Origin of the sequence: Streptomyces thermoalcalitolerans (genome assembly GCF_039525155.1) — a bacterium.
GTDB classification, from domain to species: domain Bacteria; phylum Actinomycetota; class Actinomycetes; order Streptomycetales; family Streptomycetaceae; genus Streptomyces; species Streptomyces thermovulgaris.
Window position 1 is genome coordinate 48705 of record NZ_BAAAHG010000028.1, and the last position, 22568, is coordinate 71272.

Sequence of the window (22568 nt, forward strand, 5' to 3'; positions counted from 1 at the left end):
GAATGCTCGCAACAATGTCTCGGAACAGCGCACGCGGCACCGCCCGTGCACAACGGATGAACGGATGAGCCTCCGCCTTCTCCGCACAGGAAGGCGGACCGGGGATCCGGAGTTCTCTGCCCTGACTGCTCCGGTTCCTCGCCCTTCGGCCGGTCGGGACCGCACACCCTACGGCCGATAATGCTCCGGGCTGCGGTGCCGGGAGGGTTGAGGGTCCCTCTCAGGCGCCGCGGCCCGCGGGTGTTCTCGCGGTCGCCGGGGCCGTACGCCGCCGTTCACCGCGGTATGCACCCGTACCGTTTCAGAACCGCGCAAACGCACGAGTACGCTCGCACTCGTGCCCTCCATGAACGAACTCGTCCGCCAGCACACCGCCCTCGACGACTCCGATCTCGAGTGGCTCCATCTGCTGGTGTCGGAGTGGCAGCTGCTCTCCGACCTCTCCTTCGCCGACCTGGTCCTGTGGATCCCCACCCGCGACGGCACCCGCTATGTCTCCGTCGCCCAGATGCGGCCGAACACCGGTCCGACCTCCTACCAGAACGACATGGTCGGCCACCTCGTCCCGCGCGGCCGCCGCCCGATGCTGGACGTCGCGTTCGACGAGGGACGGATCGTGCGCGAGGGCGATCCGGAGTGGCGCGAGGAGGTCCCGGTCCGCGTCGAGTCCATCCCCGTACGGCGGGAGGACCGCGTCATCGGCGTCATCGCGCGCAACACCAACCTGCTGACCGTGCGCACCCCGAGCCGTCTTGAGCTGACGTATCTGCAGAGCGCCTCGGACCTGGCGCAGATGATCGCGGCCGGGGCGTTCCCGTTCCCGGACCAGCAGGCCGACATGGACGTGGCGCCGCGGGTCGGCGACGGTCTGATCCGGCTGGACGCGGACGGCATCGTCCAGTACGCCTCGCCCAACGCCCTGTCCGCCTACCACCGCCTCGGTCTCGCCTCCGACCTCGTCGGCCAGCACCTGGGCGAGACCACCGCCGAACTCGTCCCCTCCCTGACCCCGGTGGACGAGGCACTGGTGAAGCAGGCCAGCGGCTGGGCACCCCGGGAGTTCGAGGTCGAGGCCAACGGCGGAGTGATCCAGTTCCGGGCGATCCCGCTCAAGCCCAAGGGCACGCGCATCGGTTCACTGGTACTGCTGCGGGACGTCACCGAACTGCGCCGCCGCGAGCGGGAGTTGATCACCAAGGACGCGACGATCCGGGAGATCCACCACCGGGTCAAGAACAACTTGCAGACGGTGGCGGCCCTGCTCCGGCTCCAGGCCCGGCGCATCGACTCCGAGCGCGGCCGGGAAGCGCTGGAGGAGGCGGTGCGCCGGGTCGGATCGATCGCCATCGTCCATGAGACGCTGTCGCAGAACCTGGACGAGCGGGTGGAGTTCGACGAGATCGCCGACCGGGTCCTGGCGATGGTCGCCGAGATCTCGCCGGGCAAGGTGACCGGCCGGCGCAGCGGCCGCTTCGGGATCCTGGACGCCGAGGTCGCCACCCCGCTGTCGATGGTGCTGACCGAGATCCTGCAGAACGCCCTGGAACACGGCTTCCGCGAGGGCGACACCGGCACCGTGGAGGTCTCCGCGGTCCGTGGCGGCACCTCGCGCGAGACCCGTCTGCTCGTGACCGTCCAGGACGACGGGGTGGGCCTGCCCGAGGACTTCGACGTGCACAGCTCCGGCAACCTCGGCCTGCAGATCGTACGCACCCTGGTCGAGGGCGAGCTGGGCGGCACCTTCGACATGGTGCCGGCGCCGGAGCGCGGCACGCGTGTGATCCTCGACATCCCGGTGCGGACGCACAAGTGACGTACGCACGCACACAGGCGGCGCACACGGCAAAGACCCCGGACCGGGATGCGGTCCGGGGTCGGTCGCTCGCTGCGGCTCGGGTGCGCACCGGAGTACTGCGCGCTGCGGCTCGGGGGCGGGGAATGCGTACGCGCTGTACGCGCCGCCAAGCTCAGGCTGTCAGTGGAGTGGCCGCGGTCAGGCGGAGGCCTGACGGGCCCGGTTGCGAGCGGCGCGGCGCTTCATGGCGCGGCGCTCGTCCTCGCTGAGACCACCCCAGACGCCGGAGTCCTGGCCGGACTCGAGCGCCCACTGCAGGCACTGCTCGATAACCGGGCAGCGACGGCAGACGGCCTTGGCTTCCTCGATCTGCAGCAGCGCAGGACCGGTGTTGCCGATGGGGAAGAACAGCTCGGGGTCTTCCTCGCGGCAAACGGCGCTGTGACGCCAGTCCATGGCTGCTACCTCTCTTGGTGTCGTGCAGGTTGCTTGTGAATGTGAACGCTTTCACGAATCCCTCGACAAGGGAAGGGCCGACTACCAGGTTCCCTGGCGTGGTCCTGTGGGTTGAAGAGGGATTCCGGGTGATCTCCGAGGCCCGTGTGGCGGGCCGTCCCGATCGCCACGTAGAGACTCGCAAACCTCGGCTGCGGATACAACCCCTTCCGGAAAGTTTTTTTTGATTCTTCGGTGTCGACTAGGTCACAGCCATACTTCCATGGGGTGGATCCTGGCCTAAACGTTCGACTGCAAGGACTTTTGACCCTTCTACTCACACAATCACACGCAGTGCACGGCGAACGCCTGTGAACGTCACGCTCTTGCGGAGCCCGAGGTGGTCACCGTCCATCTGAAGGGGCAGTGGCACCTTCGAATGCAAGGTGAAGCCGCTCAGGTCGTGCAGGGAGACGGCGTGCCTGCCCCGGGGTCCGCGCTCGGGGGACGAAGTGAGCAACTGGGCCCCATACCGGGCAACCGCGGCGGTGGACAGACGGCTGAGACCGAGTACGTCAAGTCCTTTGTCGAACGAGGCCTTAGGAGACGTATACAACGGGCGATTGCCCAAATACGTCCACGGTGAGGTGTTCGACACTATGGCCACCACCAGATCGGTGACCGGATCCTCCCCGGGCCGCTCCAGGGTGATCGTCCCGTTCCGCCGGTTCGGCTCGCCGAGGAACTGGCGGACCACCTGCCGTACGTACAGGGCGTGCGTGGACTTCTTGCCGCGCTCGCGCCGCTGCTCCACCCGTCCGACCACGCCCGCGTCGAAACCGAGACCGGCGTTGAAGGTGAACCAGCGCTCCGGGACGGCCGCGTCGTCGGTGCCCGGCGTTCCCGAGGCGAGGCCCAGGCCGACCGTCCGCTCGCTGCCGTTGCGCAGGGCGTCCAGGAGCGCGCCGGTGGCCTCCACGGCGTCGTTGGGCAGCCCCAGGGCACGTGCGAAGACATTGGTGGAGCCGCCGGGGACCACGGCGAGGCGGGGCAGCCGCTCGGGGTCGGGGCCGCGGTGCAGCAGGCCGTTGACGACCTCGTTGACCGTGCCGTCGCCGCCGAGGGCCACGACCAGGTCGATGTCGTCGCTGTCCGCGGCCTGCCGGCCCAGGTCGCGGGCATGGCCGCGGTACTCGGTGGTGACCGCCTCCAGCTTCATCTCGCTGGCGAGTGCGTGGATCAGCACATCGCGCGTTCGCGCGCTTGTGGTGGTTGCCGCCGGATTGACCACGAGAAGTCCACGCATGGGGTGCAGCGTACCTACCGGGTAGTACCCGGCCCATACCCAGGAAGGAATTGGGCAAGGATCCGGCCGCGGGCCCGCACACGGGAATCCGCGCCCCGAGGGATACCCTGCTGGGGTGAGCAGCGAGCAGAAGACCACCCCGGAGACCACGGACACCGCCGGCCCGCGTCCGTGGCGGCTGACCTGTGCGGCGGCGCTGTCCGCGCTGGAGGGGCTCGCGCTGCTCGCGGGCGGGATCTGGATGCTCGTCCTCGGCATCACCGGCGGAGGGGGCGACCGGCGAAGCGGCGTCACCGGCGGCATCACGCTGCTCCTGCTCGCGCTGCTGCCGCTGCTCGCCGCCCGGGGGCTGCTGCTGCGCCGCGGCTGGAGCCGGGGACCGGCGGTCATCACGCAGATCCTGGCGCTGCCCGTGGCCTACAGCCTGCTGCAGGCCGACAGCATGGCCGTCTGGGCCGGCATCGCGCTCGCCGTCATGGCCGTGACCTCACTGGTGCTGCTCGTGAACCCGGCGACGACCCAGGCCCTCGGCATCAAGGGTCCGGGCCGCACCCGGGAGACCGAACGGCGGTGACCGGACGGCGGCAGCCGTACGGCAGGGGCGGCACGGCCCGCCCGGGAAAGCCGCCCGCCTACTCCTCCACCAGCAGCTTCTCCCGCAGCTGGGCCAGTGTGCGGGCCAGCAGCCGGGACACGTGCATCTGCGAGATGCCGACCTCCTGGGCGATCTGCGACTGGGTCATGTTGCCGAAGAAGCGCAGCAGCAGGATCCGCTTCTCGCGCGGCGGGAGGTCCTCCAGCAGCGGCTTGAGCGACTCGCGGTACTCCACGCCCTCCAGCGCCTCGTCCTCCGCGCCGAGGGTGTCGGCGACCGCCGGGGACTCGTCGTCGGTGTCCGGCACGTCCAGGGACAGGGTGGAGTAGGCGTTGGCCGACTCCAGGCCCTCCAGGACCTCCTCCTCGGAGATGGCCAGCTTCTCGGCCAGTTCGTGCACCGTGGGGGAGCGGCCGTGCAGCTGGGACAGCTCGGCCGTCGCCGTGGTGAGCGCCAGACGCAGCTCCTGCAGCCGGCGCGGCACGCGGACCGCCCAGCCTTTGTCCCGGAAGTGCCGCTTGATCTCGCCGACGACCGTCGGGGTCGCGTACGTCGAGAACTCCACGCCGCGGTCCGGGTCGAACCGGTCGACCGACTTGATCAGACCGATGGTGGCGACCTGGGTCAGGTCGTCCAGCGGCTCACCGCGGTTGCGGAAACGGCGCGCGAGATGCTCGACGAGCGGCAGATGCATGCGGACCAGCTGGTTGCGCAGTTCCGCGTACTGCGGGCTGCCCTCCTGCAGCGTGCGCAGCCTGACGAACATCTCGCGTGCGCCACTGCGGTCCTGAGGACCGTGCCGCGTGCCGTGCACGCTCGGCACACCCTGCCCGTCGTCCTCGGGGTTTCGCTCGTGCTCGCTCATCGTCCCGCCCGTTGCCCTTCCCCGAGCCCCCGCCTCCTTCCCCGCGTTCGCGTCTTCGCGTGAACGGGGGGAATCCCCGTGAAGGGGAGGACCTTCATGGCCGGCCCCGGCTCCACCTCGCGCCCGTGCGGGCGTGCCCCGCACGGCGCCGCCGCGCGCCCGCCTGCCGCCCGTACGGCCGGCCGCCGACGGCTCGTCCTCCGGGTGCGGCCTGGCCTGCTCCGGGATGCCGTCGATACCGCCCGCCGCGCGCCGGGGCACGGACGGGCCGCCCGGGGTGGTACCACCCGGGCTCCTGGCCCCGTCCGTGCGGGCGTACGTCCCGCCCTCGGCCGGCAGCTCCCGTGTGCCGTGCTCTTCGTCCCGCACCGGCCCGTCCCCGTTCCTCACGCCGGCCCTGGTCCCGCGCCGCGCTGTTTGTAGAGGCTGATCGACACGGTCTTGTCCTCGTCCACGGCGGAGGAGACCTTGCCCGCGAGCGCGGACAGGACGGTCCAGGCGAACGTGTCCCGCGAGGGCGCGTGACCGTCCGTGGTCGGGGCCGAGACGGTCACCTCGAGCGAGTCGTCGACCAGCCGGAAGACGCAACTGAGCACCGAGCCGGGCACGGCCTGCTGGAGCAGGATCGCGCAGGCCTCGTCCACCGCGATGCGCAGGTCCTCGATCTCGTCGAGGGTGAAGTCCAAGCGGGCCGCGAGACCGGCTGTGGCCGTCCGCAGCACCGACAGGTAGGCACCCGCAGCCGGCAGCCGGACCTCCACGAAGTCCTGGTTCGCCGCGGGCTCGCCTGCGATCTGGGACACCCTCACCTCCAAGGTGGTACAAGCTTTCTCAGGGCCGAGGGTCGCCCCCCGGGGTAACGCGGTTCATGGTTCAGCGGTGACGCTACCGCGCTCGCGGCATTCCTGTCCCGGGACCCCAAGCCCCCGCTGTCACTCGTAGTAAAGCCGCGAATACACTGCGTGGCTAGAGGTCTGCGGGCCCAAAGGGGAACAGCGCGGGCCGGAATCTCGTACCCAGACACCGGACGGTCGAATCGTCGAACCGCCGCGGCCTTGCTCGCAGAAGCGCAGCCGCAGGGGTGTGGCCGTACAAGCCGGTTGCACGGGCGCAGTCGTTGTACGGGTCGCAGGGGCCGCAGGGGTGCGGTCACACGAGCACGTGGTCCACGAAGCACCAGCGCCAGTTCTCGCCGGGCTCGAGGGTCCGCATCACCGGGTGCCCCGTTTCCTTGTGGTGCCGGGTCGCGTGCCGTGCCGGCGAGGAGTCGCAGCACGCGACATGCCCGCAGGTCAGGCACAGCCGCAGCTGCACCGGATCCGTGCCGTCCGCCAGGCACTCCGGACAGGTCTCGCTCGCGGGCGCGGGCTCCGGGTGCGGCAGCGTGCCGACGTGCGTGCACTGTTTCATGGTTGCCAGGTTACGACGGGTATGCGGGGAACTGTGCGGAAAAGCCGGAGAGAAGCGAGAACGACGGGCGGGTGAGGGCGATGGACGTGATGCCGCTGCTGTCGCTGGTCGCGGGCAGCGCCGCGGTGGCCGGGGCCGCCCGGCGCACCCCCGTACCGGCGCCTTTGCTGCTGGTCGCGACCGGACTGGCGGTCTCCTCCCTCCCCGGGGTCCCCGCCTACACCCTCGACCCCGATGTGGTCCTGCCGCTGCTGCTGCCCCCGCTGCTGTACACCTCGACCCGGGACAGCTCCTATCTCGGCCTGCGCGCGCATCTGCGGGCCGTGGCGCTGCTCTCGGTCGGATACGTGCTGTTCGCGACCTTCGTGGTCGGCTGGGCCGTGTATCTGATCGTGCCGGGGCTGCCGTTGACGGCCGCGCTGGTGCTGGGCGCGGTGGTGGCGCCGCCGGACGCGGTCGCGGCGACGGCGGTGGCCCGCCGGCTCGGGCTGCCCTCACGGGTCACCACGATCCTGCAGGGGGAGTCCCTGTTCAACGACGCCACCGCGATCACCGCCTACAAGGTGGCGGTGGCCGCCGCGGTCGGCGAGGGCGCGACCTGGGCCGGGGGCGCCATGGAGTTCCTGGTCGCGGCCGCCGGCGGCGTCGGCGTCGGGCTGGTGCTGATGGCGCCGCTGCACTGGCTGCGCACCCGCCTGAGGGAACCGCTGCTGCAGAACACGCTCTCCCTGCTGATCCCGTTCGTCGCCTACGGCGTCGCCGAAGAGCTGGGCGCCTCCGGTGTCCTCGCCGTCGTCACGGTCGCCCTCTACCTCGGCCACCGCGCGTGGGAGGTCGACTTCGCCACCCGGCTCCAGGAGGAGGCGGTGTGGAAGATGGTCGCGTTCATCCTGGAGTCCTCGGTGTTCGCCCTCATCGGACTGCAACTGCCCGTCGTCCTGGAGGGCCTTCTGAGGACGCACGCGGGCGCCGAGGCCGCCTGGTACGCGATCGCCGTCTTCCTGGCGGTCGTCGTCACCCGGTTCGTGTGGGTGTATCCGGCGACGTTCCTGCCCCGCGGGCTGTTCCGGCGCATCCGCGAGCGGGAGGAGAACCCCACCTGGAAGGGCGCGATGGTCACCTCCTGGGCCGGGATGCGAGGCGTGGTGTCCCTGGCCATCGCCTTCTCGATCCCGGCCGTGCTGCACGACGGCGATCCGTTCCCCAAGCGCGATCTGCTGCTCTTCCTGACCTTCACCACGGTCATCGGAACGCTGGTGGTGCAGGGCCTGACGCTGCCGCCGCTGATCCGTCTGCTGAGGTTCCCCCACCGCAGCCCGCAGCAGGAGACCCTGACCGAGGCGAACGCCCAGGCCCAGGCCTCCCGGGCCGCCGAGCGACGACTGGAGGAACTCCTGAGGGACGAGCGCAACGCCCTGCCCCAGCCGCTCGCCGACCGGCTCCGCGCGGCCCTGGAACGCCGCCGCAACTCCGTGTGGGAACGCCTCGGCCAGACCGATCCGGCCACCGGCGAGTCGGCGGACGACACCTACCGCCGGCTGTTCCGGGAGGTGATCGGCGCCGAGCGCGAGGTCTTCGTGCGTCTGCGGGACAAGCGGTACATCGACGACGAGATGCTGCGCACCCTGCTGCGCAGGCTGGACCTGGAGGAGGCGGTCGCCCACCGGGAGCCCCTGTGAGCGGGGCGGGAAAGCAGCCGGGCACACGGGTCAGGGCCGCTCCGGGAAGGGGCTGCCCGTGACGACCGCGGCGATCGTCGTCCCGCGCGCGAAGGCGCCCTCCTCGGCCAGGGCGACCAGGGCGTACAGCAGTTTGGCGACGTAGAGACACTCGACGGGGACGCCGTGCCGGGCGGTGAAGTCCTCGGCGAACGCGTCGAGTTCGGGTGTGATGCGGGCGAAGCCGCCGAAGTGGAAGCGTTCGTCGAGCCACCAGGTGCCGCGACGGGCGCCGAAGGCCCGCTCCTGCAGGGCCTGGATGTCCGCCGCCAGAAAGCCCCCCTTGAGGACCGGCACGCCCAGGACGCGCCGGCCGGGCGGGAGGCCCGCGGCCAGACCGGCCAGGGTGCCGCCGGTGCCGCAGGCCAGGGCGACGACGTCGGCGCGGTCGCCGAGCTCCTCGCCCAGGGCCCGGCAGCCGCGTACGGCGGGGACGTTGCTGCCGCCCTCGGGGACGACGTACGGATCCTCGACCCCGAGGGCGCGCAGGACGGCGGCGAGCGTCTCCGGCTCGGCCTTGCGGCGGTACGTCGACCGGTCGACGAAGTGCAGCCGCATCCCGTCGGCCGCGCACCGGGCCAGGGAGGGGTTGAGGGGGCGGTCGGCGAGCTCCTGCCCGCGGACCACACCGACCGTGCGCAGGCCGAGCAGACGGCCCGCGGCGGCGGTCGCGCGCAGATGGTTGGACCAGGCGCCGCCGAAGGTCACGATCGTCCGTCCGGCCGCGGCCCTCAGGTTCGGCGTGAGTTTGCGCCACTTGTTGCCCGTCAGCTCCGGATGGATCAGGTCGTCGCGCTTGAGGAGCAGCCGCAGACCGCGCCGGGCGAAGCGGTCGTCGTCGAGCTCCTGCAGGGGCGAGGGGAGGCGCGGGGAGAGCGCGGCGGGATCGGGGACGGCGGAGCTGGTCACGGGCCCATTCTCCAGGGCGGCGGACCCGCCCGCCGCCGGGAGGAAGTTCCCATGTCTGCCCGGGACGACGGTGATCCATTCCCGCTCTTTCGGGTAATGGCACAGTCACGTTTCGCGGTGGAAGGGTGGTGCCCGCACATCGATGCCGGCGCCGGACGTGCCGGGCAGGAACGGGAGGGCAATTCTCCATGACGGTAGGCGAAGAGATCCGCACGGAGCAGAACAGGCCTCAGCAGAGCCTCGGCACCGCGGCCGCGCGGAACCTGGCCACCACCACCAAGTCCGTTCCCCAGATGCAGGAGATCAGCTCGCGCTGGCTGCTGCGCATGCTGCCCTGGGTCGACGTACAGGGCGGCACCTACCGGGTGAACCGGCGGCTCACCTATGCCGTCGGCGACGGCCGCATCACCTTTGTGAAGACCGGTGACCGCGTCGAGGTCATCCCCGCCGAACTCGGCGAGCTGCCGGCCCTGCGGGGATACGAGGACGAGGACGTGCTCTCGGAACTCGCCCAGCGCTGCCGGCAGCGGGAGATCGGGGCCGGCCAGGTGATCGCCTCGTTCGGCAACCAGGCCGACGAGGTGTACCTGCTGGCGCACGGCAGGGTCCAGAAGGTCGGCACCGGTCCCTACGGCGACGACCAGGTCCTCGGTGTCCTCGCCGACGGCGCGTACTTCGGCGACCAGGTGCTCCTCGACCCGGACGCCATCTGGGAGTACACCGCCCGCGCGGACACCCCGTGCACCGTCCTCGTCCTGTCCCGCCACGACTTCGAGCAGGTCGCCGACCGCGCCGAGTCGTTGCGCACCCATCTCCAGAGGCGGCGCTCGATTCCCGAACAGCGCGCCAACGCCTACGGGGAGAAGGCGGTCGACCTCGCCGCCGGACACACCGGGGAGCCGGACATCCCGCACACCTTCGTCGACTACGAGCCCCGCCCCCGCGAGTACGAGCTGAGCATCGTCCAGACCGTCCTGCGCATCCACACACGCGTGGCCGACCTCTACAACCATCCGATGAACCAGACGGAGCAGCAGCTCCGGCTGACCATCGAGGCGTTGAAGGAGCGCCAGGAGCACGAGCTGATCAACAACCGTGACTTCGGTCTGCTCCACAACTGCGAGTACGACCAGCGGATCCAGCCGCACGACGGTGTGCCGGGCCCCGACGACATGGACGAGCTGCTCAGCCGGCGCCGCGGCACCAAGCTCTTTCTCGCCCATCCGCGCGCGATCGCCGCCTTCGGCCGCGAGCTGAACAAGCGGGGACTGGTCCCGGAGACCATCGACGTGGGCGGCAACCGCATCCCCACCTGGCGCGGGGTGCCGATCTTCCCGTGCAACAAGATCCCGGTCACCGAGGCCAGGACCAGCTCGATCATCGCGATGCGCACCGGCGAGGACGACCAGGGGGTCATCGGGCTGCGGGCCAGGGGCATTCCCGACGAGGTCGAGCCGAGCCTGTCCGTGCGGTTCATGGGCATCAACGAGCAGGCGATCATCAAGTACCTGGTGACGAGCTACTTCTCGGCAGCGGTACTGGTGCCGGACGCGCTGGGCGTCCTGGAGAACGTCGAGGTCGGCCGTTGGCGCTGACGACGCGCGCCGCCTTTTCGGTGTCCCGGCCCGCCGGGCCGGGTACACCTGGGAGTGCGCGCCACATTGCGGCTGCGGAAGTCCCACCGTCCGCGGTCTCTTCCGAGGGGGGTCGGAGGTGGATCGGATGGCTGAGTTCATGACGGAGACGGCACACCGGGCGGCGGCCGTGTCCCGGCCCGCGATGACGGAACGGCCGGGAGCTTCGGAGGACACCACCGGTCTGCCCCTCCCGCGCCGTGCCGCCGGCAGTCCGGCGGACGGTTCGGCGGAGGCGCCCGACGGGCATGACGCGGCGCTGATTCTCGAACGCTCCCGGCAGTCGGTCGATCCCGAGTTACGGGCGGCGGTCGCCACCCTGCCCGCCCCGATGCGCCGGATCGCGCGCTACCACTTCGGCTGGGAGCACGCGGACGGCACACCGGCCGAGGGCAACGGGGGCAAGGCGATCAGGCCGGCGCTCGTCCTCGCGGCGGCCGCCGCGCTCGGCGGGCCGGAGGCGAGAGCGGGGACGGCGCGGGCCGCCGCCGCGGTGGAACTGGTCCACAACTTCACGTTGCTGCACGACGACGTGATGGACCGGGACACCACCCGCCGGCACCGGCCCACCGCCTGGACGGTGTTCGGTGACACCGACGCGATCCTCGCCGGGGACGCCCTCCAGGCACTGGCCCTGCGGCTGCTCGCCGAGGACCGGCATCCGGCGAGCCGGGCGGCCGCCGCCCGGCTCGCGGCCTGTGTGGTCGAACTGTGCGCGGGCCAGCATGCGGACACGGCCCTGGAACAGCGGGCTCCCGGTGAGGTCACGCTCGCCGAGGCACTGGCCATGGCCGAGGCCAAGACGGGCGCACTGCTCGGCTGTTCCTGCGCCGTCGGCGCGCTGTACGGGGGAGCGGGGGAGGAGCAGGCCGAGGCGCTGGACGCATTCGGACGGCAGGCGGGGCTCGCCTTCCAGCTGATCGACGACGTGATCGGCATATGGGGCGACCCGGCCCGCACGGGAAAGCCGGCCGGTGCCGATCTCGCGGCGCGCAAGAAGTCCCTGCCGGTGGTCGCCGCGCTGACCTCCGGTACCCCGGCCGCCGCCGAACTCGCCGAGCTGTACGCCCGGCCCCACCGGGAAGGACGGGAAGGAGAAGAGGAACTGGAGCGCATCGCGCTGGCGGTGGAGCGGGCCGGCGGCCGGGACTGGGCCCAGACCCAGGCGGCCGACCGGATGGCCCGGGCCGTGGACGACCTGGCCCGTGCCGTCCCCGACCCCGCGCACGCGGGCGGCCTGCTGGCCCTGGCCGAGTTCGTGACCAGGCGCACCAGCTGACCCCGCCCCACCGGGAAGACCCCGGAGTCACCGGGCCCGTACGGCTCCTGACACCGTACGGGCCCGGGACTTCCGGTCCGGCGGGTCCCGCACTGCCCCACGATGTGCGGGGCCCGCTCTTTCCTCCAGGTTCAACACCTCCATGAACAGGGAGAGTTGAGCTGAATCGAAGGGCCGGAGGGATGGGCGTGGGCATCCGGCCGGCACGGCAGGGCGACCGCGAACCGGCCGTACGACTGCTGGACGAGGCCTTCCACGCCGGTCCGGGCTCACGAACCGCGGACAGCACTGAGTGCTCCGGCCGGCCCCCGCCGACGGCGGGCCGGGTCGTCCGCGGGGGTGCGTACGCGGATCACCTCCGGTCCCGGGGCCGTTCCATGAACCGCAGCAGATTCCCGGCCGGGTCCCGGAACGCGCAGTCGCGGACGCCGTACGGCTGGTCCATCGGCTCCTGGACGACATCGACGCCGTGTTTCCGGACGCGGGCGAAGAGGGCGTCGCAGTCGGTGGTGCTGAAGATGACCCCGCGGAGCATGCCCTTGGCCAGGAGCCGGGCCATGGCCTCCTTGTCGGCGGGGGAGGCGTCGGGGTGAGCGGCGGGCGGCTCCAGGACGATCTCCACGTCCGGTTGGAGCGGCGACCCCACGGTCACCCACCGCATCCCCTCGAACTCGACGTCGTTGCGGACTTCCAGCCCCAGTACGTCGCGGTAGAAGGTGAGCGCCTTGTCGTGGTCGTCGACAGCGATGAAGCACTGGTGGAGTGTGAGGTCCATTCCCTCACGCTACGGCGCCGGCGGCGGTCCTGTGCGCCTCGGGCGGGTGAAGGTCCGGGCCACGCACGCCGGAATCACCGCGCCGTCCTCGTGCGACCGGGCCCGGTAGGCGCTCGGCGTCTCCCCGACGAGCTTGGTGAACCGCGAGCTGAACGACCCCAGCGAGGTGCACCCCACCGCCAGGCACACCTCCGTCACGCTCATGTCCCCGCGTCTGAGCAGCGCCTTCGCCCGCTCGATGCGCCGGGTCATGAGATACCCGTACGGCGTCTCCCCGAAAGCGGCACGGAAACTGCGCTGGAAGTGCCCCGGCGACATCAGCGCGGTCCGCGCCAGCGCGGCCATGTCCAGCGGCTTCGCGTACTCACGGTCCATGCGGTCGCGGGCACGGCGCAGCCGCACCAGGTCTTCGAGTGTCATCCCGTCAGCATGGCACGGGGCAAGGACAAAGCGGCCGGAGAGCCGGAGAGGGAGGGAGAGCTCCGGCTCGGCGGGAAGGGTCCGGGGTTTCCCGCCGGCGGTGGAGGAGCTGCCGGACGGCCGGGACCTGACAGCCTGTCGGACCCCACGGCGTGCGTCCGCATCAGAACGGCACTCTCGGCCCTTGTGCGGCACCCGGGATCCGCCGCCGAGGCAGCGAGGGAGGCGCCGGCGGGGGTTTCCGCCGTACGCCGCGGGGTGGACCGCTCCGGGCCGGGACCCCTTTGGGGGCGGAGAAGACCGCACCCGGCCCGTTGTGGACGCCGTGCGCGGCGGCCTGTGGACCGGGTGCGGACAAGGAGACGCTGCAACCAAGGAAATTGCAGGTCAGAGGGCGTGATTCAAGGTCAGGCCTTCTTGGTCTCCCAGAAGATCTTGTCGATCTGGGCGATGTAGTCCAGCGCCTTCTGACCCGTGGCCGGGTCGGTGGAGGCCTTGGCGGCGGAAAGGGCCTTCAGGGTGTCGTTGACCAGCTGGTGCAGCTCCGGGTACTTCTCGAAGTGCGGGGCCTTGAAGTAGTCGCTCCAGAGCACGGAGACGTGGTGCTTCGCAAGCTCGGCGCGCTGCTCCTTGATGACAGCGGCACGCGCCTGGAAGTGCGGGTCGTCGTTGCCGGCCATCTTCTCCTGGATGGCCTTCACCGACTCCGCCTCGATACGGGCCTGGGCCGGGTCGTATACGCCGCAGGGGAGGTCGCAGTGCGCGCTGACCTTGACCTTGGGAGCAAACAGGCGGGAAAGCATGAAGCAATCCTTCCTCGTGATCGTCTTCTCAGGTGGGACATTACTCCTTGCAGGGCCTGTTTTGGCGAGTGCCCCCCGGGGCTTAGGACAAAAGTCCGGGGTGAGACTGGGATTGGTGGAGGAACGGACCGGGGAGGTGCCGGGAATGCCGGAGCTGTGGCAGGGGAGCGAGCGCAGGGGAGCCGTACTGCCCTTCGGCCTGGCCGAGGTGACCGGGCCGTCCATGGTGCCCACGCTGTACCACGGGGACCGGCTCGTGGTGCAGTACGGCGCACGCATCCGGCCGGGTGACGTGGTGGTCCTGCGGCATCCGTTCCAGCAGGACCTGCTGGTCGTCAAGCGCGCGGCGGAGCTGCGCGAGGGCGGCTGGTGGGTGCTCGGGGACAACCCTCACGCCGGGGGCGACAGCACCGACTACGGGACCGTGCCCGAGGACCTGATCCTGGGCAAGGTGCGGTTCCGCTACCGGCCGCGCAAGCCCGCTCAGCGCTCGCCGCTCGCGCTGGTGCGCTGGGCGCTGTCGGCGGCCAGGCCCGTTTTCACCGACCGGTCGGCCTCCAGGCGCTTGCGGGCGCGGTAGGCCGCCACATTGGCGCGGGTCGCGCAGCGGTCGGAGCAGTAGCGGCGCGAGCGGTTGGTCGAGGTGTCCAGGTAGGCGTTGCGGCACGGCGGGGCCTCGCACAGGCCGAGGCGGTCGACGCCGTACTCCGTCAGATGGAACGCCAGGCCCATGGCCGCGATGGCCGCGTAGCCGGCCGTGGCGTTGGACGGATGGTCCGCCAGGTGCAGGTGCCACAGCGGGCGGCCGTCCTTGTCGCGGTGGTCGTGCCCGGAGATCTGCGGGCTCACCGGGAATTCCAGCAGCAGCGAGTTCAGCAGGGCCACCGCGAGGGTCTCGTCGCCCGTGTCGGCCGCCTCGAAGACCGCGCGCAGCCGGGCCCGCACCGAGCGGAGGCGGGTGACGTCGGCGTCGGTGGCGCGGCGGGCGGCCGAGGCGTTGGCGCCGAACAGGTCCCGGACGGCCTCGACCGAGGTCAGGCTGTCCTTGCCCCGGGCCGGGTCCTCGCTGTTCACGAGGCGTACGGCGTAGTCCGAGTAATAGGCCAGTTCCACTTGTGGTCCTTACGGAGGGCACTCTATGGTCGGGGGTGGTCGGGTAACAACCGGTCGTGCCTTCAGGGTATTACGCAGCGTGCATGAGGGAGGGACATGCGATGACGGACACGGACACGGGGGCCGCCACCGCAACCGGTGACGACTGGCGGGCCTGGCAGGAGAGCTGGGACCGCCAGCAGGAGTGGTACATGCCCGACCGGGAGGACCGCTTCCGCATCATGCTCGACATGGTGGAGGCCTTCGTCGGACCCGATCCGCGTGTCCTCGACCTCGCCTGCGGCACCGGCAGCATCACCGCCCGTCTCCTGGACAGGTTCCCCCAGGCCACCAGCACCGGGATCGACCTCGACCCCGCCCTGCTCACCATCGCGCGGGGCACCTTCGCCGGCGACGGGCGGGTGACCCTCGTCGAGGCCGACCTCAAGGATCCCGACTGGCCCGCCCGGCTCCCGTACGACACGTACGACGCGGTCCTCACCGCCACGGCCCTCCACTGGCTGCGCAGGGAAACCCTGGAAGTCCTCTACGGTCAGGTCGCACGGCTCGTCCGCCACGGCGGTGTCTTCATGAACGCCGACCACATGGTCGACGACAGCACACCGAGGATCAACGCCGTCGAGGCCGCCTACAGCCGCGCCCGCAGGGACCGGGCCCTGCAGAGCGGTGCCCTCGACTGGGCGGAGTGGTGGGACCGGGCCGCCAAGGATCCGGTCCTCGCCGGGCCGACGGCCCGCCGCTTCGAGATCTACGGCGCTCATGCCGACGGTGAGATGCCCTCCCCCGCCTGGCACGCGCGCGTCCTGCGCGAGCGGGGCTTCGCGGAGGTCCGTCCGGTGTGGTGCTCGCCGTCGGACACGCTGCTGCTGGCGCTGAAGTAGCCGGGGCGGACGGACGGCGGACGGACAGCCGAAGGGGCGGTACGGCAGGACCGCACCGCCCCTTTCGCCCTTTTCACGCGCCTGCTTTCACAGCACCTTCGACAGGAACGACTTCGTCCGCTCGTGCTGCGGGTTCGTCAGGACCTCGCGCGGGTTGCCGGACTCGACCACCACGCCGCCGTCCATGAAGACGAGGCTGTCGCCGACCTCGCGGGCGAAGCCCATCTCGTGGGTGACGACCACCATCGTCATACCGGACTCGGCGAGGTCGCGCATGACGTCGAGGACGTCACCGACCAGCTCCGGGTCGAGCGCCGAGGTCGGCTCGTCGAACAGCATCAGCTTCGGGTCCATGGCCAGGGCCCGGGCGATCGCCACGCGCTGCTGCTGGCCGCCGGAGAGCTGCGAGGGGTAGTGCCCCGCGCGGTCGGCCAGGCCGACGCGCTCCAGCAGCTGCATCGCCCGTTCCTTGGCCTCGGCCTTGTTCATGCCCTTGACCTGGACCGGCGCCTCCATGACGTTCTCCACGGCCGTCATGTGAGGGAACAGGTTGAAGCGCTGGAAGACCATGCCGATGTTCCGGCGCTTCATGGCGACCTCACGGTCGCGCAGCTCGTACAGCTTGTCGCCCTGCTGCCGGTAGCCGACCAGCTCGCCGTCGACGTACAGCCGGCCGGCGTTGATCTTCTCCAGGTGGTTGATGCAGCGCAGGAAGGTCGACTTGCCGGAGCCGGAGGGGCCGATGAGGCAGAACACCTCGCCCGCCTTGACCTCCAGGTCGATGCCCTTGAGCACCTCGACCTGGCCGAAGGACTTGTGCACGCCCTCGGCCCTGACCATGGGGACGGAGGCGTCGCGCGCGGCGGTGTCCTGCTGGGGGAGCTTGTCGGTCATGCCGTGACCTTCCTGCTGGAGAAGGACATCAGGTGTCCCTTGACCCTCTGCCACGGCGTCGGCGGCAGGTTGCGGGTGGAGCCGCGGGCGTAGTAGCGCTCGATGTAGTACTGCCCGACGCTCAGCACCGAGGTCAGGATCAGGTACCAGGCGGCGGCCAGGAAGTACATCTCCACCGGGGCGCCGGAGATCTGACCGATGTCCTGGGCGTAGCGGAACAGCTCCGAGAACTGCACCGCGGACACCAGCGAGGTCGTCTTCAGCATGTTGATGACCTCGTTGCCCGTGGGAGGCACGATCACGCGCATCGCCTGCGGGATGATGATCCGGCGCAGCGTCTTGCCGTGGCTCATGCCCAGCGCGTGTGCCGCCTCGGTCTGGCCCTCGTCGACCGAGAGCAGACCGGCCCGGCAGATCTCCGCCATGTACGCCGCTTCGTTCAGACCGAGGCCGAGCAGCGCCGTCAGCAGCGGCGTCATGAAGTTCGACCAGTAGTCCTTGTAGAACGGCATCAGGTTGATGTACTCGAAGACCAGGCCCAGGTTGAACCAGACGAACAGCTGGACCAGGACCGGGGTCCCCCGGAAGAACCAGATGTAGAACCAGGCGATGGCCGAGGTCACCGGGTTCTTCGACAGGCGCATCACCGCCAGGATGATGCCGCCGGCGATGCCGATCAGCATCGACAGGACCGTCAGCAGGAGGGTCTTGCCGACGCCGGTCATGATCCGGTCGTCGAAGAAGTAGTCCGGCACCGCCTGCCAGTTGATCTTGCCCTGGCTGAAGGCGTAGAGGATCGCGGCGAGGATCGCGAGGGCGATGAGGGCGGAGACGTACCGCCCGTAGTGCCGGACCGGGATGGCCTTGATGGCCTGGGGCCCGGCCGGGGGAGCGCCCTGGGGATCCGCCGTCTTGTCGATGTCAGCAGTCACGGGTGTTGCCTCTCAGTGGCCGCTTCCGGTGCGGTCACTTGCCGCCGTTGATGACGGCTTCCTTCACGGCACCGTCCTGGGCGCCCCACTTCTCCAGGATCTTCTGGTACTCGCCGTTCTGGATGATCGCGTTCATCGCGGCCTGCAGCGCGTCGCGCAGCTGGGTGTTCTTCTTGCTCACCGCGATGCCGTACGGGGCCGAGTCGACCTGCTCGCCGACGATCTCGAAGTCCTTGCCGCCGCCGGAGGTCTTGACCGCGTACGCGGCGACCGGGAAGTCCGAGGAGGCCGCGTCGGCGCCGCCCGAGCGCAGACGGGTCTGGGCCTGCTGGTCGTCGTCGAAGCGCTGGAGAGCGATCGTCTTGCCCTTGGGGCACTTCTTCGCCTCGGCCTTCGCGAGGTCCTCCGAGACGGTCCCGCGCTGCACGGCGAGCTTCTTGCCGCACAGGTCGGCCCAGCCGGTGATGCCCTTGGTGTCACCCTTGCGGGTGTAGATCGAGACACCGGCGACCATGTAGTCGACGAAGTCGACGCCCTCGCCGACCTTCTTGCCCGTCTCGGGGTCGAGGCCCTCCTGACGGCTCTTGTTGTCCGTCATCGCCGACATCGCGATGTCGTAGCGGTTGGAGCGCAGACCGGTGAGCAGGGCGTCGAAGGTGCCGTTCTCGAACTGGAAGGTCACACCGAGCTGCTTGCCCATCGCGTCCGCGAGGTCCGGGTCTATGCCGACGACCTTGCCCGACTCGTCCTTGAACTCGACCGGCGGGTAGGCGATGTCCGAGCCGACCCGGATGACGCCCTTGGCGCGGATGTCGGCGGGGAGCTTGTCGGCCAGCGGGGCGGAGGCGGCGGAGCTGCTGCCGGAGGAGTTGTCGCTGTTCTTCGTCTGGTCACCGCAGCCAGTGAGCAGCAGGGCGCCTGCGACCGCGATCGCAGACACCGCGGCACATCGGGAGCGCGCGGCGGTCGTACGACGGGTGGAGCTTGCGGTCATGGTGGTTCCTCCGGCTGGTGGATGGGGCTGCCGATGAGTGGACGAGGGCAACACCTTTGGGTGTCGTTGCCTCGTGTGATTGACGGCATCTTGCCATTCGGATTGCGCCATCCAGGGGTCTCGTCATGTCAAAATCGGGTAACGGGCAACACCCGGACACACGGAGTAAGGCTGTCATTGCCGAATCATCTGCGGCGGCAGCTTCCTCTGGCCGGAAGACCTTCGGTCCATCTCGGGGTGTGGCCTGCCGAAACGGAGTAATGGGGCGCTTTTGAGCCCATCGCCGGGATCTGGCGGGAAATAGGCCCTTTACGGGGCAGATGTCAGGTCGGCGTCATGTGACCTTTGCGTTATGCACTCGTCGTCGGCGCCGTCCGTCCGGTAAGAAGGATCCTTACACCCCTCATCCGGGGCTCAGGGTGCGTGTGCGGCGCATCCGTCGCGCATGGGTCTGACCGCATCAGCCATCGACCATGCGCGGTCCCGCCCACCCCTCACCAGGGAGTGGCAACCCTCAAACCATGAATACTTAAGGGGTAAAAACAAGTGGCAGCGGAGATCGTCAATCCTCGCAGCGACAGCACGGGGCAGGAGAGCGGAGCAGAGCCGCTCGATTCCTTCGACCCGGCCTTCGCGCTGCACCGCGGCGGCAAGATGGCTGTCCAGGCCACCGTGCCCGTCCGCGACAAGGACGACCTGTCCCTGGCATACACGCCCGGCGTCGCGCGTGTGTGCTCCGCGATCGCGGAACAGCCGGAGCTGGTCCACGACTACACCTGGAAGTCGTCCGTCGTCGCTGTCGTGACCGACGGTACGGCCGTGCTGGGTCTGGGCGACATCGGCCCCGAGGCCTCCCTCCCGGTGATGGAGGGCAAGGCGATCCTGTTCAAGCAGTTCGGCGGCGTGGACGCCGTCCCGATCGCGCTCGACACCACCGACGTCGACGAGATCGTCGAGACCGTGGCGCGTCTCGCGCCGTCCTTCGGCGGGGTGAACCTGGAGGACATCTCGGCGCCCCGGTGCTTCGAGATCGAGCGCAGACTGCAGGAGCGTCTGGACATCCCGGTCTTCCACGACGACCAGCACGGCACGGCGGTCGTGACGCTGGCGGCGCTGCGCAACGCGGCGCGGCTGAGCGGGCGGGGGATCGAGGAGCTGCGGGCCGTCATCTCGGGCGCGGGTGCGGCCGGTGTCGCCATCGCCAGGATGCTGGTCGGGGCCGGTATCGGCGATGTCGCCCTCGCGGACCGCAAGGGTGTCGTGTCGGCCGACCGGGACGATCTGACGCCGGTCAAGCGGGAGCTGGCCGAGTCCACCAACAAGGCGGGCATCAGCGGGTCCCTGGAGGAGGCGCTGAACGGCGCCGATGTCTTCATCGGCGTCTCCGGCGGCACGGTGCCGGAGAGGGCCGTGGCGTCGATGGCCAAGGGCGCCTTCGTGTTCGCCATGGCCAACCCGACTCCCGAGGTGCACCCCGAGATCGCGCACAAGTACGCGGCGGTCGTGGCGACCGGACGGTCGGACTTCCCCAACCAGATCAACAACGTCCTGGCGTTCCCGGGCATCTTCGCGGGTGCGCTGCAGGTGCGGGCGTCCCGCATCACCGAGGGCATGAAGATCGCGGCGGCCGAGGCGCTGGCCGGGGTCGTCGGGGACGACCTCGCCGCGGACTATGTGATCCCGTCGCCGTTCGACGAGCGGGTCGCGCCGGCCGTGACCGCGGCGGTGGCCGCGGCGGCCCGCGCGGAGGGTGTCGCCCGCCGCTGACGTGACCCGACGAGCCCCGCCCGGACGGACGCCGACGGGCGGGGCCGTTCCTTCCGGCGCGTTTTCTCCGGCGCGTTCTCCGGCGCGGCTCCTTGGTCCCGCTCTCCGGCACGGCTCCTTCTTCCGGGCAAGAGGGCGTGTGTCACAGAGGCGTGCGGTTTCGCGGGCGTGCGTGCGCCCCTATCGTCAAGGTCATGTTCGCTGTCTACGCCGCCCGAATCGACCGCGACCAGCCGCTGAACGGCCTGGAGACGGGGGAGCGCCCGGCCCCCGAGGCCCGCCCCGGCTGGAGCATCGTCAATGTCAGGGCCGCCTCCCTGAACCACCACGACTTCTGGTCGCTCAGGGGAGTGGGCCTGTCCGAGGACAAACTGCCCATGATCCTCGGCTGCGACGCCGCCGGCGTCGACGAGGACGGCAACGAGGTCGTCCTGCACTCCGTGATCGGACAGAGCGGGCACGGGGTCGGGCCGAAGGAGCCCCGGTCCATCCTCACCGAGCGCTACCAGGGCACCTTCGCCGAGCAGGTCGCCGTGCCGACCTGGAACATCCTGCCCAAGCCCAGGGAGCTCTCCTTCGAGGAGGCGGCCTGCCTGCCCACGGCCTGGCTGACGGCGTACCGGATGCTCTTCACCAACGCGGGGGTGCGTCCCGGGGACTCCGTCCTGGTGCAGGGGGCCGGCGGCGGTGTCGCCACGGCCGCGATCCTGCTCGGCAAGGCGGCCGGGCTGCGGATGTTCGTCACCAGCCGGGACGAGGCCAAGCGCAAGCGGGCGGTGGAGCTCGGCGCGGTGGAGGCACTGGAGCCGGGGGCCCGGCTGCCGCAGCGGGTGGACGCCGTGCTCGAGACCGTCGGCGCGGCCACCTGGTCGCACTCGGTGAAGTCGCTGCGGCCCGGCGGCACGCTCGTCATCTCGGGGGCGACGAGCGGCGACCGGCCCCCGCACGCCGAGCTGACCCGCATCTTCTTCCTGGAGCTGAAGGTCGTCGGCTCGACCATGGGCACCAAGGACGAGCTGGAGGACCTGCTCTCCTTCTGCGCGGCCACGGGGGTGCGGCCCGTGATCGACGAGGTGCTGCCGATGGAGCGCGCCCGGGAGGGCTTCGAGCGGATGGCGTCGGGAGAGCTGTTCGGGAAGATCGTGCTCACCAACAACTGAGAGAACAGCTGAGGGAAGGCGCACTTCGAGCGGCCGGTCCGGGTTCGGACCGGCCGCTGGTGTGTCAACAGGGGTTGACATAGGGGTGATGTCAACATAGGTTGACAGGGTGAGTGAGGCAACCGATCTGGCCGAACGGGCCGGTGACCGTGATCCGAGGGTCGGGCTGCGGGCCGTCGCCGCCCTGCGGAAGCTGCTGGAGCAGCTGGAGGCCGTCCAGGTGCGCAGTGCGCGCAACCAGGGCTGGTCCTGGCAGGAGATCGCCAACGAACTCGGTGTGAGCCGGCAGGCCGTGCACAAGAAGTACGGGAGGCGTTGATGTTCGAGCGTTTCACCAAGGACGCCCGGGCGGTGGTCAAGGGGGCGGTCGAGCAGGCGGCGGCGGTGGGGGCGGCCTCGGTGGCTCCCGAGCATCTGCTGCTCGGGCTGCTGGAGAGGGAGGGGAGCCGGGCGTCCTTCGCGCTGGCCGTCCTCGGCGGAGGGGAGTGGAAGGACGCCGTGCGGGCGGAGCTGGCGGAGGTCCGCAGACGAGGCGGGCTGACGCGGGCCGAGACGGAGGCCCTGGCCGGGCTGGGGATCGACGTGGCGGAGATCGTGGCCCGGGTGGAGGACGCGTACGGGATCGGTGCGCTGTCCGGGAGCAGACGGGGCCGGAGGGTGGGGCACGTCCCGTTCGAGAAGGGGGCGAAGGGCGTGCTGCAGGGGGCCCTGCGCATCGCCCTCGCCCGCCGGGAACGGCACATCGGCGACGAGCACATCCTGCTCGCCCTCGTCAGCCGGCCCGGTGTCCCCGCCGAGGTGCTCGCCGGTCACGGCATGACCTATGAGTCCGTGAGCCGGGTGCTCCACGGGGGCGGCGAGGCCAAGGCGGGGTGACGCACGA

The 22568-nt window shown here is 70.5% G+C and carries 24 protein-coding genes; 11 read left to right on the forward strand and 13 right to left on the reverse strand.

Going from position 1 to position 22568, the window contains the following annotated elements; genetic code table 11:
- Nucleotides 1–337: 337 nt before the first annotated feature.
- Nucleotides 338–1813, forward strand: a complete 1476-nt coding sequence (locus tag ABD224_RS17165; RefSeq protein WP_344050643.1) for a sensor histidine kinase — start codon at nt 338–340, stop codon at nt 1811–1813.
- A 180-nt stretch (nt 1814–1993) separates the two neighbouring features.
- On the opposite strand, the gene ABD224_RS17170 is transcribed toward ABD224_RS17165, so the two are convergent.
- Nucleotides 1994–2251, reverse strand: a complete 258-nt coding sequence (locus ABD224_RS17170; RefSeq protein ID WP_344050645.1) for a WhiB family transcriptional regulator — start codon at nt 2249–2251, stop codon at nt 1994–1996.
- Nucleotides 2252–2567: 316 nt separating this feature from the next.
- Nucleotides 2568–3536 carry a diacylglycerol/lipid kinase family protein gene (locus tag ABD224_RS17175; protein WP_344050647.1) on the reverse strand — a complete coding sequence of 323 codons (969 nt, stop codon included), beginning with the start codon at nt 3534–3536 and terminating at the stop codon, nt 2568–2570.
- A gap of 115 nt (nt 3537–3651) precedes the next feature.
- On the opposite strand from ABD224_RS17175, the gene ABD224_RS17180 reads away from it, so the two are divergent.
- Nucleotides 3652–4110 (forward strand): hypothetical protein, encoded by a 459-nt coding sequence (locus ABD224_RS17180; RefSeq protein WP_344050649.1) that lies wholly within the window; start codon nt 3652–3654, stop codon nt 4108–4110.
- Nucleotides 4111–4168: 58 nt separating this feature from the next.
- Here the strand turns inward: ABD224_RS17180 and ABD224_RS17185 are convergent, their stop codons facing one another.
- The 3 genes from ABD224_RS17185 to ABD224_RS17195 form a co-directional block, all read right to left on the reverse strand.
- Nucleotides 4169–5365, reverse strand: a complete 1197-nt coding sequence (locus ABD224_RS17185) for an RNA polymerase sigma factor SigF (RefSeq protein ID WP_344050651.1) — start codon at nt 5363–5365, stop codon at nt 4169–4171.
- A 17-nt stretch (nt 5366–5382) separates the two neighbouring features.
- Nucleotides 5383–5799 (reverse strand): ATP-binding protein, encoded by a 417-nt coding sequence (locus tag ABD224_RS17190; RefSeq protein ID WP_009190566.1) that lies wholly within the window; start codon nt 5797–5799, stop codon nt 5383–5385.
- Nucleotides 5800–6145: 346 nt separating this feature from the next.
- Complete coding sequence (locus ABD224_RS17195; protein WP_344050654.1) at nt 6146–6406, reverse strand: UBP-type zinc finger domain-containing protein; 261 nt, start codon at nt 6404–6406, stop codon at nt 6146–6148.
- Nucleotides 6407–6486: 80 nt separating this feature from the next.
- Here ABD224_RS17195 and ABD224_RS17200 point away from each other — a divergent pair, with 80 nt between their 5' ends.
- Complete coding sequence (locus ABD224_RS17200) at nt 6487–8085, forward strand: Na+/H+ antiporter (RefSeq protein ID WP_344050656.1); 1599 nt, start codon at nt 6487–6489, stop codon at nt 8083–8085.
- Nucleotides 8086–8115: 30 nt separating this feature from the next.
- On the opposite strand, the gene ABD224_RS17205 is transcribed toward ABD224_RS17200, so the two are convergent.
- The gene (locus ABD224_RS17205; RefSeq protein ID WP_344050658.1) at nt 8116–9033 is read right to left on the reverse strand and encodes a 1-aminocyclopropane-1-carboxylate deaminase/D-cysteine desulfhydrase; all 918 of its coding nucleotides are present in this window, start codon (nt 9031–9033) and stop codon (nt 8116–8118) included.
- A 188-nt stretch (nt 9034–9221) separates the two neighbouring features.
- On the opposite strand from ABD224_RS17205, the gene ABD224_RS17210 reads away from it, so the two are divergent.
- Both ABD224_RS17210 and ABD224_RS17215 read left to right on the forward strand, forming a co-directional pair.
- Nucleotides 9222–10628, forward strand: a complete 1407-nt coding sequence (locus ABD224_RS17210; RefSeq protein ID WP_344050661.1) for a family 2B encapsulin nanocompartment shell protein — start codon at nt 9222–9224, stop codon at nt 10626–10628.
- Nucleotides 10629–10755: 127 nt separating this feature from the next.
- Nucleotides 10756–11946, forward strand: a complete 1191-nt coding sequence (locus ABD224_RS17215; protein WP_344050663.1) for a family 2 encapsulin nanocompartment cargo protein polyprenyl transferase — start codon at nt 10756–10758, stop codon at nt 11944–11946.
- A gap of 352 nt (nt 11947–12298) precedes the next feature.
- Here the strand turns inward: ABD224_RS17215 and ABD224_RS17220 are convergent, their stop codons facing one another.
- From ABD224_RS17220 to sodN, 3 genes are all read right to left on the reverse strand, one after another.
- Nucleotides 12299–12721 (reverse strand): VOC family protein, encoded by a 423-nt coding sequence (locus ABD224_RS17220; RefSeq protein WP_344050665.1) that lies wholly within the window; start codon nt 12719–12721, stop codon nt 12299–12301.
- 9 nt (nt 12722–12730) lie between these two features.
- A complete protein-coding gene (locus ABD224_RS17225) occupies nt 12731–13141 on the reverse strand; it encodes a helix-turn-helix transcriptional regulator (RefSeq protein ID WP_344050667.1) in 411 nt (136 codons plus the stop codon).
- 407 nt (nt 13142–13548) lie between these two features.
- Nucleotides 13549–13944 carry a superoxide dismutase, Ni gene (gene sodN, locus ABD224_RS17230; RefSeq protein ID WP_189795572.1) on the reverse strand — a complete coding sequence of 132 codons (396 nt, stop codon included), beginning with the start codon at nt 13942–13944 and terminating at the stop codon, nt 13549–13551.
- A gap of 145 nt (nt 13945–14089) precedes the next feature.
- On the opposite strand from sodN, the gene sodX reads away from it, so the two are divergent.
- Nucleotides 14090–14524 (forward strand): nickel-type superoxide dismutase maturation protease, encoded by a 435-nt coding sequence (gene sodX, locus ABD224_RS17235; protein WP_344050673.1) that lies wholly within the window; start codon nt 14090–14092, stop codon nt 14522–14524.
- Here the strand turns inward: sodX and ABD224_RS17240 are convergent.
- Nucleotides 14428–15057, reverse strand: coding sequence for a CGNR zinc finger domain-containing protein (locus tag ABD224_RS17240; protein WP_344050675.1), 630 nt, complete (start codon nt 15055–15057; stop codon nt 14428–14430). The two genes, sodX and ABD224_RS17240, sit on opposite strands and share 97 nt — an antisense overlap.
- Before the next feature lie 101 nt (nt 15058–15158).
- Here ABD224_RS17240 and ABD224_RS17245 point away from each other — a divergent pair, with 101 nt between their 5' ends.
- Complete coding sequence (locus ABD224_RS17245) at nt 15159–15938, forward strand: class I SAM-dependent methyltransferase (RefSeq protein WP_344050677.1); 780 nt, start codon at nt 15159–15161, stop codon at nt 15936–15938.
- Between the two features lie 87 nt (nt 15939–16025).
- Here the strand turns inward: ABD224_RS17245 and ABD224_RS17250 are convergent, their stop codons facing one another.
- From ABD224_RS17250 to ABD224_RS17260, 3 genes are read right to left on the reverse strand one after another with little or no spacing between them, the layout of a single operon-like run.
- On the reverse strand, nt 16026–16778 hold the full coding sequence (locus ABD224_RS17250; RefSeq protein WP_344050706.1) for an amino acid ABC transporter ATP-binding protein: 753 nt from the start codon (nt 16776–16778) through the stop codon (nt 16026–16028).
- A 50-nt stretch (nt 16779–16828) separates the two neighbouring features.
- Nucleotides 16829–17764 (reverse strand): amino acid ABC transporter permease, encoded by a 936-nt coding sequence (locus tag ABD224_RS17255; protein ID WP_344050679.1) that lies wholly within the window; start codon nt 17762–17764, stop codon nt 16829–16831.
- Between the two features lie 34 nt (nt 17765–17798).
- Nucleotides 17799–18758 (reverse strand): ABC transporter substrate-binding protein, encoded by a 960-nt coding sequence (locus ABD224_RS17260; RefSeq protein WP_344050681.1) that lies wholly within the window; start codon nt 18756–18758, stop codon nt 17799–17801.
- A gap of 546 nt (nt 18759–19304) precedes the next feature.
- On the opposite strand from ABD224_RS17260, the gene ABD224_RS17265 reads away from it, so the two are divergent.
- The 4 genes from ABD224_RS17265 to ABD224_RS17280 all read left to right on the forward strand — a co-directional run bounded on the left by ABD224_RS17265 (nt 19305) and on the right by ABD224_RS17280 (nt 22561).
- Complete coding sequence (locus ABD224_RS17265; RefSeq protein ID WP_344050684.1) at nt 19305–20525, forward strand: NAD(P)-dependent malic enzyme; 1221 nt, start codon at nt 19305–19307, stop codon at nt 20523–20525.
- A gap of 194 nt (nt 20526–20719) precedes the next feature.
- On the forward strand, nt 20720–21685 hold the full coding sequence (locus tag ABD224_RS17270; protein WP_344050686.1) for a zinc-binding dehydrogenase: 966 nt from the start codon (nt 20720–20722) through the stop codon (nt 21683–21685).
- Between the two features lie 109 nt (nt 21686–21794).
- Nucleotides 21795–22004 carry an HTH domain-containing protein gene (locus tag ABD224_RS17275; RefSeq protein ID WP_344050689.1) on the forward strand — a complete coding sequence of 70 codons (210 nt, stop codon included), beginning with the start codon at nt 21795–21797 and terminating at the stop codon, nt 22002–22004.
- Nucleotides 22004–22561: a Clp protease N-terminal domain-containing protein gene (locus tag ABD224_RS17280; protein WP_344050692.1), complete on the forward strand. Its 558-nt coding sequence runs from the start codon at nt 22004–22006 to the stop codon at nt 22559–22561. Before ABD224_RS17275 ends, ABD224_RS17280 begins: the two co-directional genes overlap by 1 nt.
- Nucleotides 22562–22568: the final 7 nt, after the last annotated feature.